Raw genomic sequence first — 18,146 nt, forward strand, 5'->3', positions numbered from 1 at the left:
CGAGGAATATTATGAAACAAAGTAAAATGCTAATCCCAACGCTTCGCGAAATGCCAAGCGATGCTCAAGTTATCAGCCACGCCCTTATGTTGCGTGCTGGTTATGTTCGTCAAGTTTCTGCCGGTGTATATTCTTACCTACCACTCGCTAACCGTGTGATTGAAAAGGCTAAGAATATCATGCGCCAAGAGTTTGATAAGATTGGTGCGGTGGAGATGTTGGCTCCTGCACTTCTCAGTGCCGATCTTTGGCGTGAATCAGGTCGTTATGAAACCTATGGTGAAGACCTTTATAAACTGAAAAACCGTGAAAAGTCAGACTTTATCTTAGGTCCGACACACGAAGAAACTTTTACAGCTATTGTTCGTGACTCTGTGAAATCTTACAAGCAATTGCCACTCAACCTTTACCAAATCCAACCGAAATACCGTGATGAAAAACGTCCACGTAACGGACTTCTCCGTACGCGTGAATTTATCATGAAAGACGGCTATAGTTTCCATGCTAATTACGATAGTTTGGATGTGACTTATGACGAGTACAAGGCAGCCTATGAACGTATCTTCACTCGTAGTGGTTTGGACTTCAAGGCCATCATCGGTGATGGTGGCGCCATGGGTGGTAAGGATAGCCAAGAATTTATGGCCATTACACCAGCTCGTACAGACCTTGACCGCTGGGTTGTCTTGGACAAGTCAGTTGCCTCATTTGATGAAATTCCTGCAGAAGTGCAAGAAGAAATCAAGACAGAATTGCTCAAATGGATGGTTTCTGGTGAAGACACCATTGCCTACTCAAGTGAGTCTAGCTATGCAGCTAACTTAGAAATGGCAACAAACGAGTACAAACCAAGCAACCGTGTCGTTACGGAAGAAGAAGTAACTCGAGTGGAAACACCAGGTGTTAAATCTATTGACGAAGTCGCAACCTTCCTTAACATCCCAGAAGAACAAACAATCAAAACCCTCTTCTACATGGCAGATGGTGAGCTTGTTGCAGCCCTTCTAGTTGGAAATGACCAACTCAATGAAGTTAAGTTGAAAAACCACTTGGGAGCAGATTTCTTTGACATTGCGAGCGAGGAAGAAGTAGCAAGTGCTGTTCAAGCCGGCTTTGGTTCACTTGGCCCAGTTGGTTTGCCAGAAAATGTGAAAATCATTGCAGACCGTAAGGTGCAAGATGTTCGCAATGCTGTTGTAGGGGCTAATGAAGATGGCTACCACTTGACGGGTGTGAATCCAGGTCGTGACTTTACTGCAGAATATGTAGATATCCGCGAAGTTCGTGAGGGTGAAATTTCCCCAGACGGACAAGGTGTCTTAAACTTCGCCCGTGGTATTGAGATCGGTCATATTTTCAAACTCGGAACTCGCTACTCAGCAAGTATGGGCGCAGATGTTTTGGACGAAAATGGCCGTGCTGTGCCAATAATCATGGGTTGTTACGGTATCGGTGTTAGCCGTCTCCTTTCAGCCGTTATGGAGCAACACGCTCGCCTCTTTGTCAATAAAACGCCAAAAGGCGAATACCGTTATGCTTGGGGAGTTAACTTCCCTAAAGAATTAGCACCATTTGATGTGCACTTGATTACTGTCAATGTCAAAGATGAAGAAGCGCAAGCCTTGACAGATAAACTTGAAGCAAGCTTGATGGGAGCTGGTTACGAAGTCTTGACAGACGACCGTAACGAACGTGTCGGAGTGAAGTTTAGCGATAGTGACTTGATTGGGTTGCCAATCCGTATTACTGTTGGGAAGAAAGCAGCTGACGGTATTGTAGAAGTTAAGATCAAGGCGACTGGTGACACCATCGAAGTTCATGCAGACAACTTGCTTGAAACGCTTGAAATCCTCAGCAAGAAATAAAAACTATAATCAGAAGAAAAACAAGGCAAAAATGTAACTAGTTTTTACCTTGTTTTTTCTATATAATGAGAGTGAAGAATACATCATCAAGTTAAGAGGTATAATAATGTTAAAATTTCCAAAGGATTTTGTCTGGGGTTCCTCTACTTCTGGACCACAGACAGAAGGTCGTGTACCTGGTGACGGCAAGGGATACAATCTCTGGGATTATTGGTTCCAAGTAGAGCCAAATCGTTACTACAATGGAATTGGACCTGATAAAACATCGACTTTTTACGAAAACTGGGAAAAGGATATTGAGCTTTTGGTAGAGACTGGGCATACAGCCTTCCGAACTTCTATCCAGTGGTCTCGTATTTTTCCGCAAGGTCGTGGAGAGATCAATCCGCAAGGGGTGGCTTTCTACCGTCAGGTTTTTGAGGCTATTAAGGCCAAGGGGATTCGTCTCTTAGTCAATCTCTATCACTTCGACCTGCCTTTTGCCCTTCAAGAAGCTGGTGATGGCTGGGAAAATAAGGCAACTGTCAAGGCTTATGAAGACTATGCTCGTTTTTGTTTTGAGACTTACGGTGACTTGGTAGACCAATGGATTACCTTTAATGAACCCATCGTCCCCGTAGAATTTGGTTATTTTTATGATGCCCATTATCCTCACAAGGTGGATGCCAAAGCAGCGGTTAAGGTTGCCTATCATACGCAACTGGCTAGTAGTCTTGCGGTTAAGGCCTGTCATGAGATTCTGCCTGGCTCTAAGATTGGAATTGTACTTAACTTGACACCAGCCTATCCACGTAGCCAGCATCCTGCGGATGTCAAGGCTGCGCGCATTGCCGACCTCTTCCAAGCTCAATCTTTCCTAGATCCGTCTGTCTTGGGAGCTTATCCAGAGGAATTGGTGGAAATTTTAGCTGAGCATGATTTGCTGCCAGAGTACACTGTTGAAGAGTTAGAACTCATTCGCGAGAACATAGTTGATTTCCTTGGAGTCAACTACTACCAACCTTTGCGCGTTATGGCGCCGCGTTTTGCTAAACATCCAGACAGTCCCCTCTTGCCAGAACATTTTTACGAGCCTTATATCATGCCGGGCCGTAAAATCAATCCTCACCGAGGTTGGGAAATCTACGAGCAGGGGATTTATGATATCGCTCAAAATATCAAAGAAAATTATGGTAATATTGAGTGGATGTTGACAGAGAATGGCATGGGTGTTGAAGGTGAGGATAAATTCCGTGAGAATGGCATGATTCAGGACGACTATCGTATCGACTTTGTCAAAGGACATCTGCGTGAACTTCACCGTGCCATTGAAGACGGAGCCAATTGTAAGGGTTACTTAATCTGGACCTTTATTGATTGCTGGTCATGGCTCAATAGCTATAAAAACCGCTACGGTCTAGTTGAGCTTGACTTGGAAACACAGGAACGTCGTCTAAAAAAATCAGGCCATTGGTTCAAGGAACTCAGCGACCATAATGGATTTTAAGAATAAAAAGAGTGAGATGGTGTTCATCTCACTTTTTATTACAATATCATCACCAAGGTCCCAATCGTAATCAGGATACAGCCAATAATTGTTTTAAACGTCAGGACATCCTGTAGGAAGAAAAAGGCTAGAACGAGGGTAATGACGAGACTGAATTTATCGACAGCAGATACCTCAGTCGCATTGCCCATCTGTAGGGCCTTGTAGTAGCAGAGCCAGGAGGCGCCAGTGGCTAAGCCTGATAAGATGAGAAAGAGCCAACTTTTTTTACTGATGTTGACAATTTCGGTCTGACTATTGGTCAAGAAAACCATAGCCCAGGCCATAAGAATGACGACGACTGTACGAATAGCAGTTGCTAGATTGGATGGAACTCCTTCAATCCCAATCTTGGCTAAAATTGACGTTAAGGCTGCAAAGATAGCTGATAAAAGTGCGAAGAAAAACCACATGGCGAATACCTCCTCCCCTTATTATAAGTAATTGATGCCGACTTGTCAGGTATCAAGTGAAATCTTGATAAAATACCAGATAGAAAAACTATACCAATTTTTATCCTTGACAAGTGAGAAAAACAAGTATATACTGTTTTTGCTGATTCCGTAAAGCGAGAATTAGACTATACCAATTTAAGGAGAAAGCACAGCTGGTCTGTGTCGTATATACTATGTGTGGAATTGTTGGTGTTGTTGGAAACACAAATGCAACTGATATTTTGATTCAAGGGCTTGAAAAGCTCGAATACCGTGGCTATGATTCTGCGGGGATTTTTGTCCTAGGTGGTGCTGAAAATCATCTAGTCAAGGCTGTCGGTCGTATCGCAGAATTGTCTGCCAAGACAGCTGGTGTTGAGGGAACAACAGGTATCGGACATACGCGTTGGGCGACTCACGGGAAACCAACGGAAGATAATGCTCACCCACACCGCTCTGAGACGGGACGTTTTGTCTTGGTGCACAATGGAGTGATTGAAAACTACCTTGAAATCAAGGAAGAATACCTTGCAGGTCACCACTTCAAGGGGCAAACCGATACGGAAATCGCTGTTCACTTGATTGGGAAATTTGCAGAAGAAGAAGGTCTCTCAGTTCTTGAAGCCTTCAAAAAAGCCCTTCACATCATTCGTGGTTCTTATGCCTTTGCCTTGATTGACTCTGAAAATCCAGATGTCATCTATGTCGCTAAGAACAAATCACCACTCTTGATTGGTCTTGGAGAAGGCTACAACATGGTCTGCTCAGATGCTATGGCTATGATTCGTGAGACCAACCAATACATGGAAATTCATGACCAAGAGTTGGTAATCGTCAAGGCTGATAGCGTCGAAGTTCAAGACTATGATGGTAACAGTCGTGAGCGTGCTAGCTATACTGCTGAGCTCGACTTGTCAGATATCGGTAAGGGGACTTATCCTTACTACATGCTCAAGGAAATTGATGAGCAACCAACGGTTATGCGTAAACTCATCCAAGCCTACACAGATGAGGCTGGTCAAGTAGTCGTTGACCCAGCTATCATCAAGGCTATTCAAGATGCAGACCGTATTTACATTCTTGCAGCTGGGACATCTTACCACGCAGGATTTGCTTCTAAAAAAATGCTGGAAGAATTGACAGATACACCTGTTGAACTTGGAATCTCATCTGAGTGGGGCTACGGTATGCCACTTCTCAGCAAGAAACCACTCTTTATCTTTATCAGTCAGTCTGGTGAAACAGCGGATAGCCGTCAGGTTTTGGTCAAGGCTAATGAAATGGGAATCCCAAGCTTGACAGTGACAAACGTCCCAGGTTCAACCCTTTCACGTGAAGCCAATCATACCATGCTTCTTCACGCAGGACCTGAAATTGCCGTGGCATCAACCAAGGCCTACACAGCGCAAATCGCAGCCCTTGCCTTCCTTGCAAAAGCAGTCGGAGAGGCAAACGGCAATGCCAAAGCGCAAGCCTTTGACCTGGTTCATGAGTTGTCAATCGTAGCTCAGTCTATCGAATCAACTCTTTCTGAAAAAGAAACCATTGATGCCAAGGTTCGTGACCTTCTTGAAACCACTCGCAATGCCTTTTACATTGGACGTGGTCAAGACTACTATGTAGCCATGGAAGCGAGCCTCAAACTCAAAGAGATTTCTTACATCCAGTGTGAAGGCTTTGCGGCAGGAGAACTCAAGCATGGAACCATTGCCTTGATTGAAGAAGGAACGCCTGTCTTGGCCCTCTTGTCAGATCCAATCCTTGCTAACCACACTCGTGGAAATATCCAAGAGGTTGCAGCCCGTGGTGCTAAGGTTCTCACTATCGCAGAAGAAAATGTTGCTAAAGAGACAGACGATATCGTCCTTACGACCGTCCACCCTTACCTCTCACCAATCTCAATGGTCGTACCAACGCAATTGGTCGCTTACTTTGCAACACTCCACCGTGGCCTTGATGTGGACAAACCACGTAACCTTGCTAAGTCAGTAACAGTAGAATAAGCTAAGAAAGTCTAGTTCATCTAGACTTTTTCTAATGAGCAAATTTATTGGAAATAAAACTAATTAGTGATAAAATACCCTAAAACTAAAAGAGATAGCGAGGAAACAGGATGGTAGAATTAGGAATTTCAACATTTGGTGAAACAACAGCTCTAGAAGCGACCGGGCAGATTTACAGTCATGATGAACGCATTCGTCAGTTGGTGGCAGAAATTGAGCTGGCTGATAAGGTTGGTTTGGATGTGTACGGGATTGGGGAGCATCATCGGGAGGACTTTGCGGTATCGGCGCCAGAGATTGTTCTTGCAGCTGGGGCAGTCAATACCAAAAAGATTCGTTTGACTAGTGCGGTCAGCATTCTCTCGAGTATGGATCCGATTCGCTTGTTCCAACAATATGCTACCATCGATGCCTTGTCAAATGGACGGGCAGAGATTATGGCTGGGCGTGGTTCATTTACCGAGTCTTTCCCACTGTTTGGCTATGACTTGAAAGACTATGAAACTCTCTTTGATGAAAAGTTAGATCTGCTTCAGTTGGCAAATGAAAGCACCAAAGTGAATTGGCAAGGTCAATTGACCCAAACGATTTCTGGCAAAGAAGTCTATCCCCGTCCTGTTCAGGACAAATTGCCATTGTGGGTGGCGACAGGTGGCCATGTCGAATCAACAGTGAAGATTGCTCGGGCAGGGCTGTCGATTGTCTATGCCATTATCGGTGGCAATCCGCGTTATTTTAAAAAGCTGATTCAAGCTTATCGTGAGATTGGAAGGGATGCCGGTCATGCGGATAAAGACCTGAAAGTGGGGGCTCATTCTTGGGGCTGGATTGCTGAGGATGGCGAACAGGCTGTAAAAGATTATTTCCATCCGACTAAGCAAGTGGTGGATGCGATTTCCAAGGACCGTCCACACTGGCAGGAGTTGACCTATGAGCAATATTTGGAGCAAGTTGGTCCAAATGGTGCCATGTTTGTGGGAAATCCAGACCAGGTAGCAGAAAAATTGATTCGCATGATTGAGGATTTAGGCTTGGACCGTTTCATGCTCCATCTACCGCTTGGTTCCATGCCTCATGATCAAGTTTTGAGAGCTATTGAACTTTTTGGAACGCAAGTCGCACCAAAAGTGCGTGCTTACTTTGCCATGAAAGAAGGGTTATAAAAAAATCCAATCAGTTGAGTCGATTGGTGAGGAACACCCATGGATTCAGCAACAGGTGGAAGTGGTACAAGCGATAGAGCATACTATCTAGTGGAATATATACTAGTTTATACCAAGTACAAGATAAAATAGCAAAAAAGGCGATTATCCAAGCGGAAATCGTCTTTTTTGATATTCTCACAAATACGATATCTTGTGGTTGGTGTAAACTGGTAGATAGTTCTCTTATTTTATTTATCAAAACCTTGTAAGTTTTTTTGGCGCTCTTCAGTTTGACCCTTGGCATCCAATTTATTACCATTGTAGACAGTGCTTTCCCATGATCCGTACATTGGGTTAGGGAAAATGATGAATTTCTCACCAAACTCTTTTTGTAATTCCTCTAATTTTTGCTCGCGCTCAGTTTCAGAGGTCTTTGAAAACTCTGCAAAGTCCACAAGATTGTCTCCTAGTAGCATGACTAAGTTGGTTTTTTCTTGGACTGCTTGTCTACGACCTTCTTTAGATTTGACGCCTTTTTCTAAGAACATGAGATGATCGCGGCTTTGTACAGGAATTCCTTCATTTTCTAGGTTTTTGATCGTATCATCTACCTGATCTATCGTGCGGTCAGATACATAGTAAATTTGGACACCGTTTTGGTCTGCAAATTGGAGAAAGTCTTTAGCACCTGGTACAGCTTTGGCTGCGGCTTTTTTTACCCAGACATCCCAGTTTTCTGGGGTAAATGCTGTTCCATCTTTGACATTTTGCGCTTGATAAGGGCTGTTGTCTAATACGGTTTCGTCCAAGTCCAAAACGATAGAGTAGGGTTTATCTGTCTGTGTTTTTAGTAGTTCTTTCAAACGATCAGTAGCGACATTGTAACCTTGTAGATAGAGTGCCTTGGTTTCAGCTGCTTTTTGATACCAAAGAGTTGACATAGTATTTTCTCTTGAACGCAACTGATCATAGGTCATGGTAACCTGATTATCAGATGTACTACTTTGTGCTGTCTGTGAATTTGCCGAATTTGTGCCACAGCCAGTCAGTAAAATGACGGAAGTAAGTGTAGAAGCAATTGTAATGGTAACTTTGGATATTTTCATAATCCTATCCTCCTAATAATAGTCTATTAATATTGTAGCGTTTTCATGGGATTTGTGCAAGGAAATATCGAGAGAAAATAAATTTTTCAGTAGTAATTTGGTATTAGGATAAAATTATGTACTTAATTTTGGAATGAAGATGGATATAAAAAAATTCAATCGGCTTGATAGAAAATCTATATCAGCTTCTTTTTGGAAAATAGATGAAAATAAAGTGAATCTTTGAAAGGCTAGTAACATCAAGCTTTTCAGGGATTTTTTTCTTTATAGATATAAAAAATTCCAATCGAGTTGATAGTCAATATATATTGGGAAAAGGGGAAAAGGAGTGGTAAGATGGTTTCAATCCAAATGGAAGGAGAAAGGTATGGCAAGTAAAAGAGATTTAGTCTTTAGAGCGATTCGAGGCGATGAAGTGGAAAGAGTTCCTGTGGGATTTTGGTTTCATTTTGTAACACTCGAAGAAAAGGGGCAGGGATTAAATAATCCACGTATCTTTCAAAAAAGTGTTGACGGACATCGCAGCTATGTGGAAAGGATTCGTCCTGATTTTGTCAAAATTATGAGCGACGGTTTTTTCCTTTATCCAAGTAATGTCTATAGTCCTAAGGTTACAAGCATTCAGGAGCTGTCTTCTATTGAGTCGATTAGTGAGGAGCACCCATGGATTCAGCAACAGGTGGAAGTGGTACAAGCGATTCGAGAGACCTTTACAGAAGAGATTGCTTCTTTCTACAATATCTTTTCGCCTATCTCCTACCTCAAGCGCTGGTTCCGTACAGAAACTTCTCGAGGAGATAGGGAAGTGGCTGATCTATTGCTTGAAAATCCTGAGCAATTCAGAGCGATTCTAGATGTGATTGCAGGAGATATTGCTATCCTAACTCAGAAAATCATCCAGCAAGGCGGTGTTGACGGAATTTACCTCAGCACCCAGGAAATTCAAGATGAGCGCATCACACCAGCACTCTACCAAACCTATATCGAACCGAGCAATATAGCGATCTTGGAGGCAGCTAATCAGGTGGGTGGGACCAATATCCTTCATATCTGTGGTTTTGAAGGTGCGAGCAATAATGTGACGATATTTAAGGACTATCCAGCTCAAGTGGTCAACTGGGCGACTCATCATGAGGATGTTAGTTTGACACAGGGGCAAGAGTTGTTTCCAGGCAAGGCCGTTTTAGGTGGATTTGAAAATGGCAAGAAAAGTTTGCTTTATCAAGGTTCCAAGGTAGAATTGCAAAATGAAACAAGGCGGTTGCTGGCTGAAGCGGGTAGTAAAGGTGTTCTTCTGGGAGCTGACTGTACTGTTCCAGATGACTTTGACTTAGAGAGGTTGGACTGGATTCGGCAGGCAGCTGTTCTCTAAAAGGAGGAGCTATGAAAAGTAAAAGATGGGGCATCTTCATTGCAGTTGTCGGTTTGCTGGCTTTGGTTGCCATAAGCGTCGTAAAAAATCAGCACTGCAAAAATGGAGAGAGATGTCGTGGAGTTCAGGATTTTTCCAAGTCCAGTCTCCCCTTTCTACGCTCGAATGATATCGCAAGCAGTTTATTAGTTGAAAAAGTAAGAAATGGAGAATAAGAATGTCAGAAAAAAAAGAATGGGTTTTAAAAGCATTTAAAGGTGAAAAGGTTGATCGTGTGCCAGTTGGCTTTTGGCACCATTTCACATCCGAAGACGAATGGCTACACGGTTTCTCAAATCCAGTCATTATCGAGAAGAATATTGAGGGCCATAAGCGCTTTATCCGAGAAGTTCAGCCAGACTTTATCAAACTCATGAGTGATGGCTACTTTGCTTATCCAAATCCAGCGATTGCCAAAGACAAATCACTTCAAGAATTGGCAACCATTCAACCACTCGGACCAGATCATGCTTGGATAAAAGAGCAGGTGGACTTGGTTAAGAAAATCAAGCAAGAGTTTACAGAAGATATTGTTGCGATTTACAATATTTTTGCTCCTGTGACCTATCTCAAGTGGTTGCTTGGGGAAGTGTCTGGTGGAGATGACCTCATTGCAGATTTTCTGGTGGAAGATCCTGAAGCTCTGAAGAAGGTGTTGGATGTGATTGCAGAGGATATTGCGAGTCTCAGCCGAGCTGTTATCGAAGAGGCTGGTGCTGATGGAATCTACCTCAGCGTGCAGAGTATCCAAGATCAACGAGTGTCGGCAGCAGAGTATCAAGCCGTCATTGCCCCTAGCGAGATATCGGTTCTGGAAGCAGCTAGTGCTGTTGGTGGCGTCACAGTTCTTCATATCTGTGGCTACGAGGGGGCGCGAAATGATATTCACCTTTTTGCAGACTATCCAGCCCAAGTCTTTAACTGGGCTGTAGGACCGGAGGGAATCACTCTCAAGGAAGGTCGTGAGATTTTCAAGGGACGTACGGTTCTTGGAGGATTCGAAAATGGCAAGACGGGCTTACTGTATACTGGTAGCAAGGATGCCATTCAGGCTGAGGCAAAGAAACTAGTTGCAGAAGCTGGGGAACAGGGCTTGGTACTTGGGGCAGATTGTACCATTCCAAGTGATATCGCAGTTGAACGTATCCAGTGGGTTAGAGAAGCGCTTGAAAACTAAAGGAGAAAAAGATGAGTAAAAAAGCATGGATTATCGGTGGTGTAGCAGTGGTTGCAGTAATTGGGGCAACGATTATCGGGAGAAGTTTAGCTGGTGCTCCAGCCAAGGAGGGAGAAACGGCTTCGTCTGCTGAAGTCATAACCTTGAAGGTTGCCCATACACAAAACTATGTACCTTATGACTTTGTCAATGAAAAAGGGGAATCAGATGGTTATGAAGTAGCTGTTTTGAAGGCTGTTGATGAGAAGTTGGCAAACTATCAATTTGAATATACGGGCACCAGTGATGACGACCTCTTGATTGGTCTGGAATCAGGCAAGTATGACATTGGAACCAAGGGAGCTTGGTACACAGATGAACGAGCTAAAAAGTTTGTCATTCCATCTGAACCAGTCGGAGCGAGCATCATCGGATTTACTGTCAGAAAAGAAGATGAACAGAAATACAAAACCATTGATGACTTTGCTAAGAATAAAGGGAAATTGGTTCCCATCTCTCCACAGAATGCTCAATGGAATGTTATCACCAGCTACAATGAAAAACATCAGGATGCACCGATTGAGCTAACAGCAGCTGAATCCTTTAAAGTGGCAGATGCCTATGCCTGGGTCTTAGAAGGACGTTATGACGCCTTCTTTGATATCAAACTGTCCTTTGAAAAAGCAGTTACCGCAGAAGATGGCCCTTACCACCAATATGCGGATAAACTCAGCTGGTTCCCATACAAGGGTATTCCAACTTATCCCTTGATTCACCGTGATGAAAAGGGTGAGAAATTCGCTAAAGAATATGAAAAAGCAATCAAAGAGTTGAAGGAAGATGGCACGCTTGCTAAGCTATCTCAGCAATACTTTAAAGAAGATGTCTTTAGTTACGTAGACAAAGACTAGACCAGAAATTCCAAGACTAGAAAGGGTTTTGCATGGTTTCTTATGATTTTTCCAAGGTCTTTCAGTTTTTGCCAACCTTATGGCAGGCACTTCCTATGACCTTGTCCATTCTCTTTTTTACCACTCTTCTTGGGTCCCTTTTTGGAGGTCTCTTGGCCTGGGCGCAAGTAGGAGAAGACAAGAGTTTTGCAGCGATTTCCAAAGGCTATATCTTTACCCTACGTTGTACACCGCCGATTGTCTTGCTTTTTCTAGTCTTTTATGGCTTGCCAGAATTTCTGAAATGGTGGCTTGGTTTGGATATCAACAACTGGTCTAAAACTATTTTTGTTCTCTTGACGATGATTCTCTTGTTTGCGGCTATTGTTGCCGAGGTTTTCAAGGCGAGCTATCAAGCTATTCCAAAGGGGCAGACAGAGGCCGGGCTTAGTATTGGTTTGACTCCAAGTCAGACTTTTTGGAGAATCATTTTTCCCCAAGCTTTTCAAGTTGCTCTTCCCAATATAACGACCGCTATTCTCAATCTCATGCGGGATGCTGCCTTGGCCTATACGATTGGTTTTGTTGATGTTATGGGGGCCGGGAATCTCTTGATCAGTCGCAATTTAGGGAACTACTCTCTGGAAACCTATACGGCAGTTGCGCTTCTTTATTGGGGGATTGCCTTGGTTATTTCTAGCTTGAGTCGTTTGCTTGAGAAGTCTTTGGAAACAAAAGGGAGGTAAGAAATGGATATAGACTATATTGTAAAGACCTTTCTGGAGACCTTGAAGGGTGTGCCAATCACCTTGATTATCATGATTGTGGCTATGGTCTTAAGCTTTTTACCAGCTCTATTTTTAGCCTTGGGGCAGATTTACAAGGTTCGAGGTGTGAGGAGTTTTTCTCTGGTCTATCTGGCTTTTATCCGAGCGACTCCACCGATTTTATTGATTCTCTTCTTTTATAGTTTGTTTCCAAGTTTGCTGAATCAATTTCTCAAAAGCATAGGAAGTGACTTTGATATTTTCAAGCTTGATCCTCTCTACTATGCTTTTATCATTTATAGTTTGATGACAGTCGGGAGTTTGTCGGAGATTTTGCGTTCAGCTATCTTGACGGTGGACAAGGGACAACTAGAGGCGGCGCATGCGATTGGGCTGACTACGACTCAGGCTTATCTAAGGATTGTTTTTCCACAAGCCTTGCGCTCAGCCTTGCCTAACTTGGCCAATCTGGTGATCAATATCGTCAAAGGGACCTCCCTGGTCTTTGTTATGACTATCAAGGACATCACCGCTATTGCTCGTGTAGAAGCGTCCTACGGTTACCAGTATTTTGAGTCTTATTTTGTGATCTTTTTGCAGTATATTTTGATCTGTGGTTTGATTCAGTGGGGCTTCTCCCTACTGGAAAAAGGCTATGTGAAAAAAGAAAAAAGTGCAAAAGCATCTAGCGCGCGTTTCGTATAGGAGGACAGGATGTTACAAGTAGAACATATCGCAAAAACATTTGGTGAGAGGCAGGTCTTGGAGGATGTCAATCTTCAGGTTAACCAAGGGGATGTCGTCGTTATTTTAGGACCATCAGGTTCGGGGAAAACGACCTTTCTCCGTTGTCTTAATCACTTAGAAAAAGCTGACAGTGGCCGTTTGACCTTGGCAGGAAAGACCTATGACTTATCCAAATTGAGCAAGAAAGACATTCTAGAAATTCGCCAAAAAACAGCCTTTGTTTTCCAACACTACAATCTCTTTGCAAACAAAACTGCTCTGGAAAATATTCTAGAAGGCCTAATCGTGGCTCGTAAAGTTCCCAAGGAAGAAGCGCTCAAACGTGCAGAATCTGCCTTGGAAAAAGTTGGTTTACTGGCCTACAAAGACTACTACCCTTCACAACTATCTGGAGGGCAACAACAACGAATAGGAATTGCGCGTGCTATTGCCGTCAAACCCGAGGTCATTTTGCTAGATGAACCAACATCAGCACTAGACCCTGAGTTGGTTGGAGATGTTTTGGATGTTCTGAAACAGTTGGCGGGAGAAGGTGTGACCATGGTGGTCGTCACGCATGAGATGGGATTTGCTAGAGATGTCGCCAACCACGTTATTTTCATGGATGGAGGCCGTATCGTAGAGGAGAACAATCCCCACGATTTCTTTAGTCGTCCACAAGAAGAACGAACCAAGCAGTTTCTGGCTCGTATCTTATCAGACGCTAGCTATAGTGTAGAATATATGATTTGATAGCTAAGTGTATCATAAAAAGAACACCCCATGACTAGAAGATTCTTCTAATCATGGGGTGTTTTTCTATAGGAGGGCTAGGTTATATTCTTTGAAAATCTCTTTAAATCAGGTCAGCTTTGCCTTATCTACAACCTCAAACCAGTGTTTTGAGCAGCCTGCGGCTAGCTTCCTAGTTTACCCTTTGATTTTCATTGAGTGTTATTTCTTTTTCTTGTTCTTTATCAACCATCCAAGTCCGAGAAGGGCAAGGATGCTGAATCCAGCAAGGGCAAGGAGGGATTTGCTCTCAGTTCCTGTGTTTGGAAGGAGGTTCTGAGAGTGAGCCTCTGCAGCAGTTTCTTGAGTTTCAGGATTGGCTGCTAGGTTTTGAGCTTGACCTTGTTCTGGTTCGACTTCCAAGCTAGAAAGGTCAAATTCTGGTTTTTCTTCCACAGCTGGAGCGACAATGGCACCACCTTGAGACAAGCGGAGAACGACAGCAGTGAGAGCGTTCAATTTCAAGCCTTTTTCAGTCCATTCGAGACCTTGAGGGTTAGCAATTCCTACTGGTCCTGCTTGGTTTTCATCTGCGAGAACTTCGGCCTTTCTCAAGTGAGCAAAGGCAGTTCCTAGAGTAAATTCACGAGCCTTATCATCCGCATTGACAAAGACAGCGTAGATATCTCCATTTGGAGCGGTGATTTGGTAGCCGATGGTCACATCTTCTTTTTCAACGCCATTTTGTCCTGGAACAGTAATGAGGTGGACGCGCTCTTTGATGTCTTGCAGACTCTTGAGTCGGAAGGCATCTGTCGATTGACGAAGGGCGATCAATCCTTTCATGTAGTCACGACTCTTGACATTTTCAGGATATGCTTTGCCATCTGTAGCCTTGGTCCAGTCAAACTTGTTGACAGCATCACTAGAGTCATAAGAGTCATGGATAAAGTAAGGATAGACAAATGGCTTGCCGTCTTTGTCACGTAACAAGTGAGACTTGTTTGGAACCTTATCTTCAGGAACAGGAGTCTTATAGGCTGGATCAAGGAATTGTTTGGTACGTCCGTATTCCTGACCAGAGTGGATAAAGGGAGTTCCTTGAGCAGTCAAGACCATGAGGTTTCCAAGTCGCAAACGGCGATGGATTTCAGCATAGTTCTCAGCCTTGCTTGGGTCTTTTTTGATAGACTGGGCAATGATGTCAAAGAGGGTCAAGTTATCATGGGCTGCGATATACTGGATAACATCTCCAGGGTTGTCTGCTTCAAAGTTAGTTGGTTGAGCAATCAGATTTTTAAAGATGGTATTGATATCGCGTTTTCCACCTGTGATAAAGGCAGGTTGACCTTCGTTTGGATAGCCAGACTTGAGGTTGTTACGGATGTCGTCTGAAAAGACAGCGACAGTATCTGTTTTCTTCATCCAATCTTGGTCAGCAGGTTGTACAGGCGTATTTTCATCACCAGTATAGGTTCTCCAGCCTTCACCTAGCATGATAAGATTTGGATTGAGGGCGCGTGCAGCTTTGTACGCTTCTTCGATAGAAGCCGCATCGTGGTCACCCATCATATCAAAGCGGAAACCATCTACTTTGTAAGTTTCAACTAGATACTTGATAGAGTCTACTAAGACACGCTTAGACATGTAGTGGGTTGTTCCCAAACGACCGCCTCCAAAGCTAGTACGAGGAGTTCCGTCTGCGTCCATAAAGTGGTAGTAGTTTGGCTCTAAGTCTTCAAAGATGTCGAGATTGGCAGTATGGTTGTAGACCACATCCAAGATAGCCCCCATGCCACGTTTATGGATTTCGTTGATGAGGTTTTTGAATTCTGCAATTCGTTTTTCTGGATCCTTAGGATCGCTTGAGTACATACCAGTCAAGGAGAAGTAGTTTTGAGGGTCATATCCCCAGTTGTAGTTGCTGTTGCTTGAAGCGTAGGCAGACAAACGTTCATGGTTTTTCAATTCATTGACAAAGTAGTAAGACAAGACTGGAAGGAGCTGGATGTGGGTCACACCCAAGTCTTTGAGATAGTCCAGTTTTTCGATAAAGGCTTCAAAGGTACCAAATGGCTTGGTCAAGTCTTTTGCGATGGCAGGATCTGAGGTGAAGTCACGAACATGGGCTTCATAGATGACAGCATCTTCGCGAGATTTGAAATTGCGAATCTTACCGTAGGTCAAGTCTTGTGGGCCTAGTTTAGATGGGTTCACAAAGGCAGCTTTAGCGACCTTATGAGCGGCATCTGTTTTTGCTAGGTCACTGTTCCAAGCCGCTAATGATTTGGCATAAGGGTCAAGAACGAGGACAGTTTTACCTTGGCGCTCGATCTGGTAGTGGTAGTAATAGCCAGTGTAGTTGCTGATACCGAGACCAGAGTTTGCATCCAGAGTTTGTTTCCAGGTTCCTTTTTCTCCTTTTTCAAGGGCAACAGTTCCGACTACTTTTTCAGGATCTTTCTTGTCATATACGACAACGGAAACCTTATCAGCGCTTGGAGACCAGAGGGTGAGGTCAACAAGCTTGCCATCTTCTTTTAGAGTTGCGCCGAGTGGACCATCGTAACTGTAGGACTCATCCTTGAGGCGCCAGCTTGAACGTGTGGTAAAGCGGTCTGAATCGTAGCTGACTGTGTAAGGGTGTTGGGTGTCAGAGAAGTCTCCGATGTAGGTCACTTTTTTACCTGCTTCATCAACCTTGATATCAGTAATGGTTACTTTGTTCCCTTGATGATCAGTGATATTAGAGCGTTTAAGGATATCGTCTTTCTTAGCTCCAACAAGGGTAGAAAAACTGCTTTCGATACGAGACTTGGCCACATGTTGGGCACCAGTCATGCGGATATCGTGCACATAGTAGGGATTAGTGTAGATGGTTTCGTCATCATCCTTGAGGAAAATCTGACTGTGATTTTTTAGATCTGTGAATTTATAATCTTCTTTTCTGATTTTCACATCATCGCCTTTCTTGCTTTCGTCTAGTAATAAAAATCCAAATTCTCTTGCAGCTTCATTGAGTGGGATATCAATGTAACGGCCATATTTTCCAGTTGCAGTAAAGTCTGTCCCGTCAGGCCATTCTCCGCTACTAGGATTCTTGACATCACCCCAATACCAGAGTGATTTCTTGTCATAGTTTCCGTCAGTACGGTAGTAGTTGACACGGACTGTTCCCACTGGCTGAGGACGGTAGTTGTATACCTTGTAGTTTTCATCTAGCCAGGCCTCGTTCATTTTTGGAGAGAGGCGCTCTACAGAACGATCCCCTGTCAGGTTATCCCCCTTGGTATTGTTGATGAGGAAGCTGATCTTCTTGGCTTGCTCATTCTTGAGTTTGACGTCTAGGTAATAGCCGTAGTCATCTTGCTTGGCATCCTTGAAGGACTTGGCTCCATTGGGCCAGTTTTCAGACGGCTTTTCAACATCATCCCAAGTCCAAAGACCTTGAGAATCTTTGTTTTCTTCAGGGAGTTTTTTTACATGGATGCGGAAGTGGTTGTCTGCGATTGGTTCTTCAGAAGATGTGTCTGCTTGTGGTTTTTGATCTGAAGTTGGTGTCGAAGTGCTGGCATCTACTTTCTCTTCCTTGCTGTTAGTCTGGCTTGTAGTAGCATCTTCTGTTTTAGATGTTTCGGGTGCTGTAGTAGTTTCCACAGCCGTAGTAGTTTCCGCAACTGTAGCTTCCTTTTTAGAATCAAGGGAAGCGTTTGCATTCTTTTGTTCAGAAATAGGCGTTTCCTTTTGAGTTTGACTCGTTTCAGTCTCAGTAGGGGCCTTGGTCACAGCGCTGGTATTTTCCTGAGTTTGAGGAAGGTTTTCGTTGGCCGAAATAGTTGGCATTGTAGCAGAAAGCAAGACAATGCTGGCACCAATAAGGACAGAACCGGTTCCGTTCTTCAAGGAACGGATACCATAAATCATTTTTTTCTCAGTTTGAGATGGGATCTTTTTCATCACAATTCTCCTTGTGTAGTTGTTCCCTAACAGTATAGCACGAGGTAAACATTAGTGCAAGCGTTTTCCTAAATTTTAAGAGAAAATATAATGCTTCATTCTCTTGAAATTTTAAAATAATATATAGGAAAAGATTGTTTAAAAAATAGTAAAAAAACCTTGAAAAATCTAGCTAAATAAGGTATAATATGAGTAATCATTTGTCGTAGGTTTTGTCTGAAATATTGTCCAGACAAGGCTCACAGCAGTTAAATCTTCTGGAAAAGTCAGATTTAGCTGCTCTTTTTGTGCTTTTTTTCAGGTTTTTGAGTGCTTGTAACAAAGATTTAAAGATTCTGAAAATTCGTCAAAGGGACACGGTGATAGGGGTTTTTAAAACCATATGACGATTAGAAAAGCCTGATTGACAAGGCTTGGAATTTATTTACA

General features: G+C 43.3%; 14 protein-coding genes. 11 read left to right on the forward strand and 3 right to left on the reverse strand.

The genetic code is table 11. The features are described from left to right. Nucleotides 1–11: 11 nt before the first annotated feature. Both ACORHV_RS01095 and ACORHV_RS01100 read left to right on the forward strand, forming a co-directional pair. Nucleotides 12–1,865 (forward strand): proline--tRNA ligase, encoded by a 1,854-nt coding sequence (locus ACORHV_RS01095; protein WP_000814031.1) that lies wholly within the window; start codon nt 12–14, stop codon nt 1,863–1,865. Nucleotides 1,866–1,971: 106 nt separating this feature from the next. Next, entirely contained in the window at nt 1,972–3,351 is a 1,380-nt protein-coding gene (locus ACORHV_RS01100; protein ID WP_000911363.1) for a glycoside hydrolase family 1 protein, read from the forward strand. Nucleotides 3,352–3,389: 38 nt separating this feature from the next. On the opposite strand, the gene ACORHV_RS01105 is transcribed toward ACORHV_RS01100, so the two are convergent. After that, a complete protein-coding gene (locus tag ACORHV_RS01105; protein WP_000264204.1) occupies nt 3,390–3,803 on the reverse strand; it encodes an EamA family transporter in 414 nt (137 codons plus the stop codon). A 215-nt stretch (nt 3,804–4,018) separates the two neighbouring features. Between ACORHV_RS01105 and glmS the strand changes: the two genes are divergently transcribed. Continuing rightward, the gene (gene glmS / locus ACORHV_RS01110) at nt 4,019–5,827 is read left to right on the forward strand and encodes a glutamine--fructose-6-phosphate transaminase (isomerizing) (RefSeq protein WP_042902946.1); all 1,809 of its coding nucleotides are present in this window, start codon (nt 4,019–4,021) and stop codon (nt 5,825–5,827) included. A gap of 110 nt (nt 5,828–5,937) precedes the next feature. Then, complete coding sequence (locus tag ACORHV_RS01115; RefSeq protein ID WP_042902945.1) at nt 5,938–6,990, forward strand: LLM class flavin-dependent oxidoreductase; 1,053 nt, start codon at nt 5,938–5,940, stop codon at nt 6,988–6,990. A 230-nt stretch (nt 6,991–7,220) separates the two neighbouring features. On the opposite strand, the gene ACORHV_RS01120 is transcribed toward ACORHV_RS01115, so the two are convergent. Then, nucleotides 7,221–8,078, reverse strand: coding sequence for a 5'-nucleotidase, lipoprotein e(P4) family (locus ACORHV_RS01120; protein WP_215804315.1), 858 nt, complete (start codon nt 8,076–8,078; stop codon nt 7,221–7,223). A gap of 367 nt (nt 8,079–8,445) precedes the next feature. Here ACORHV_RS01120 and ACORHV_RS01125 point away from each other — a divergent pair, with 367 nt between their 5' ends. Genes ACORHV_RS01125 through ACORHV_RS01155 form a run of 7 tightly spaced genes read left to right on the forward strand, consistent with a single transcriptional unit; the run spans nt 8,446 to nt 13,781 of the window. Further along, a complete protein-coding gene (locus tag ACORHV_RS01125; protein ID WP_434398429.1) occupies nt 8,446–9,450 on the forward strand; it encodes a uroporphyrinogen decarboxylase family protein in 1,005 nt (334 codons plus the stop codon). An 11-nt stretch (nt 9,451–9,461) separates the two neighbouring features. Further along, nucleotides 9,462–9,665 carry a hypothetical protein gene (locus ACORHV_RS01130; RefSeq protein WP_000837741.1) on the forward strand — a complete coding sequence of 68 codons (204 nt, stop codon included), beginning with the start codon at nt 9,462–9,464 and terminating at the stop codon, nt 9,663–9,665. 2 nt (nt 9,666–9,667) lie between these two features. Further along, nucleotides 9,668–10,666, forward strand: coding sequence for a uroporphyrinogen decarboxylase family protein (locus ACORHV_RS01135; RefSeq protein ID WP_084856564.1), 999 nt, complete (start codon nt 9,668–9,670; stop codon nt 10,664–10,666). A gap of 11 nt (nt 10,667–10,677) precedes the next feature. Then, on the forward strand, nt 10,678–11,556 hold the full coding sequence (locus ACORHV_RS01140) for a transporter substrate-binding domain-containing protein (RefSeq protein WP_000037003.1): 879 nt from the start codon (nt 10,678–10,680) through the stop codon (nt 11,554–11,556). A 32-nt stretch (nt 11,557–11,588) separates the two neighbouring features. Further along, nucleotides 11,589–12,281 (forward strand): amino acid ABC transporter permease, encoded by a 693-nt coding sequence (locus tag ACORHV_RS01145; protein WP_009729724.1) that lies wholly within the window; start codon nt 11,589–11,591, stop codon nt 12,279–12,281. Between the two features lie 3 nt (nt 12,282–12,284). Then, the gene (locus ACORHV_RS01150; protein WP_000350563.1) at nt 12,285–13,007 is read left to right on the forward strand and encodes an amino acid ABC transporter permease; all 723 of its coding nucleotides are present in this window, start codon (nt 12,285–12,287) and stop codon (nt 13,005–13,007) included. 9 nt (nt 13,008–13,016) lie between these two features. Further along, nucleotides 13,017–13,781: an amino acid ABC transporter ATP-binding protein gene (locus ACORHV_RS01155; RefSeq protein WP_000942256.1), complete on the forward strand. Its 765-nt coding sequence runs from the start codon at nt 13,017–13,019 to the stop codon at nt 13,779–13,781. Nucleotides 13,782–13,982: 201 nt separating this feature from the next. On the opposite strand, the gene ACORHV_RS01160 is transcribed toward ACORHV_RS01155, so the two are convergent. Then, entirely contained in the window at nt 13,983–17,717 is a 3,735-nt protein-coding gene (locus tag ACORHV_RS01160; RefSeq protein WP_434398433.1) for a pullulanase, read from the reverse strand. Between the last annotated feature and the right edge of the window lie 429 nt (nt 17,718–18,146).

The organism is Streptococcus sp. KHUD_016 (genome assembly GCF_051106465.1).
Taxonomy (GTDB): domain Bacteria; phylum Bacillota; class Bacilli; order Lactobacillales; family Streptococcaceae; genus Streptococcus.

What these genes read in the sequence shown, in the direction of transcription:
- ACORHV_RS01160 (WP_434398433.1), bottom strand. Translation starts at nt 17,717, where the DNA reads ATGAAAAAGATCCCATCTCAAACTGAGAAAAAAATGATTTATGGTATC.
- ACORHV_RS01150 (WP_000350563.1), top strand. Translation starts at nt 12,285, where the DNA reads ATGGATATAGACTATATTGTAAAGACCTTTCTGGAGACCTTGAAGGGT.
- ACORHV_RS01140 (WP_000037003.1), top strand. Translation starts at nt 10,678, where the DNA reads ATGAGTAAAAAAGCATGGATTATCGGTGGTGTAGCAGTGGTTGCAGTA.
- ACORHV_RS01100 (WP_000911363.1), top strand. Translation starts at nt 1,972, where the DNA reads ATGTTAAAATTTCCAAAGGATTTTGTCTGGGGTTCCTCTACTTCTGGA.
- ACORHV_RS01095 (WP_000814031.1), top strand. Translation starts at nt 12, where the DNA reads ATGAAACAAAGTAAAATGCTAATCCCAACGCTTCGCGAAATGCCAAGC.
- ACORHV_RS01120 (WP_215804315.1), bottom strand. Translation starts at nt 8,078, where the DNA reads ATGAAAATATCCAAAGTTACCATTACAATTGCTTCTACACTTACTTCC.
- ACORHV_RS01105 (WP_000264204.1), bottom strand. Translation starts at nt 3,803, where the DNA reads ATGTGGTTTTTCTTCGCACTTTTATCAGCTATCTTTGCAGCCTTAACG.
- ACORHV_RS01135 (WP_084856564.1), top strand. Translation starts at nt 9,668, where the DNA reads ATGTCAGAAAAAAAAGAATGGGTTTTAAAAGCATTTAAAGGTGAAAAG.
- ACORHV_RS01130 (WP_000837741.1), top strand. Translation starts at nt 9,462, where the DNA reads ATGAAAAGTAAAAGATGGGGCATCTTCATTGCAGTTGTCGGTTTGCTG.
- glmS (WP_042902946.1), top strand. Translation starts at nt 4,019, where the DNA reads ATGTGTGGAATTGTTGGTGTTGTTGGAAACACAAATGCAACTGATATT.
- ACORHV_RS01115 (WP_042902945.1), top strand. Translation starts at nt 5,938, where the DNA reads ATGGTAGAATTAGGAATTTCAACATTTGGTGAAACAACAGCTCTAGAA.
- ACORHV_RS01125 (WP_434398429.1), top strand. Translation starts at nt 8,446, where the DNA reads ATGGCAAGTAAAAGAGATTTAGTCTTTAGAGCGATTCGAGGCGATGAA.
- ACORHV_RS01145 (WP_009729724.1), top strand. Translation starts at nt 11,589, where the DNA reads ATGGTTTCTTATGATTTTTCCAAGGTCTTTCAGTTTTTGCCAACCTTA.
- ACORHV_RS01155 (WP_000942256.1), top strand. Translation starts at nt 13,017, where the DNA reads ATGTTACAAGTAGAACATATCGCAAAAACATTTGGTGAGAGGCAGGTC.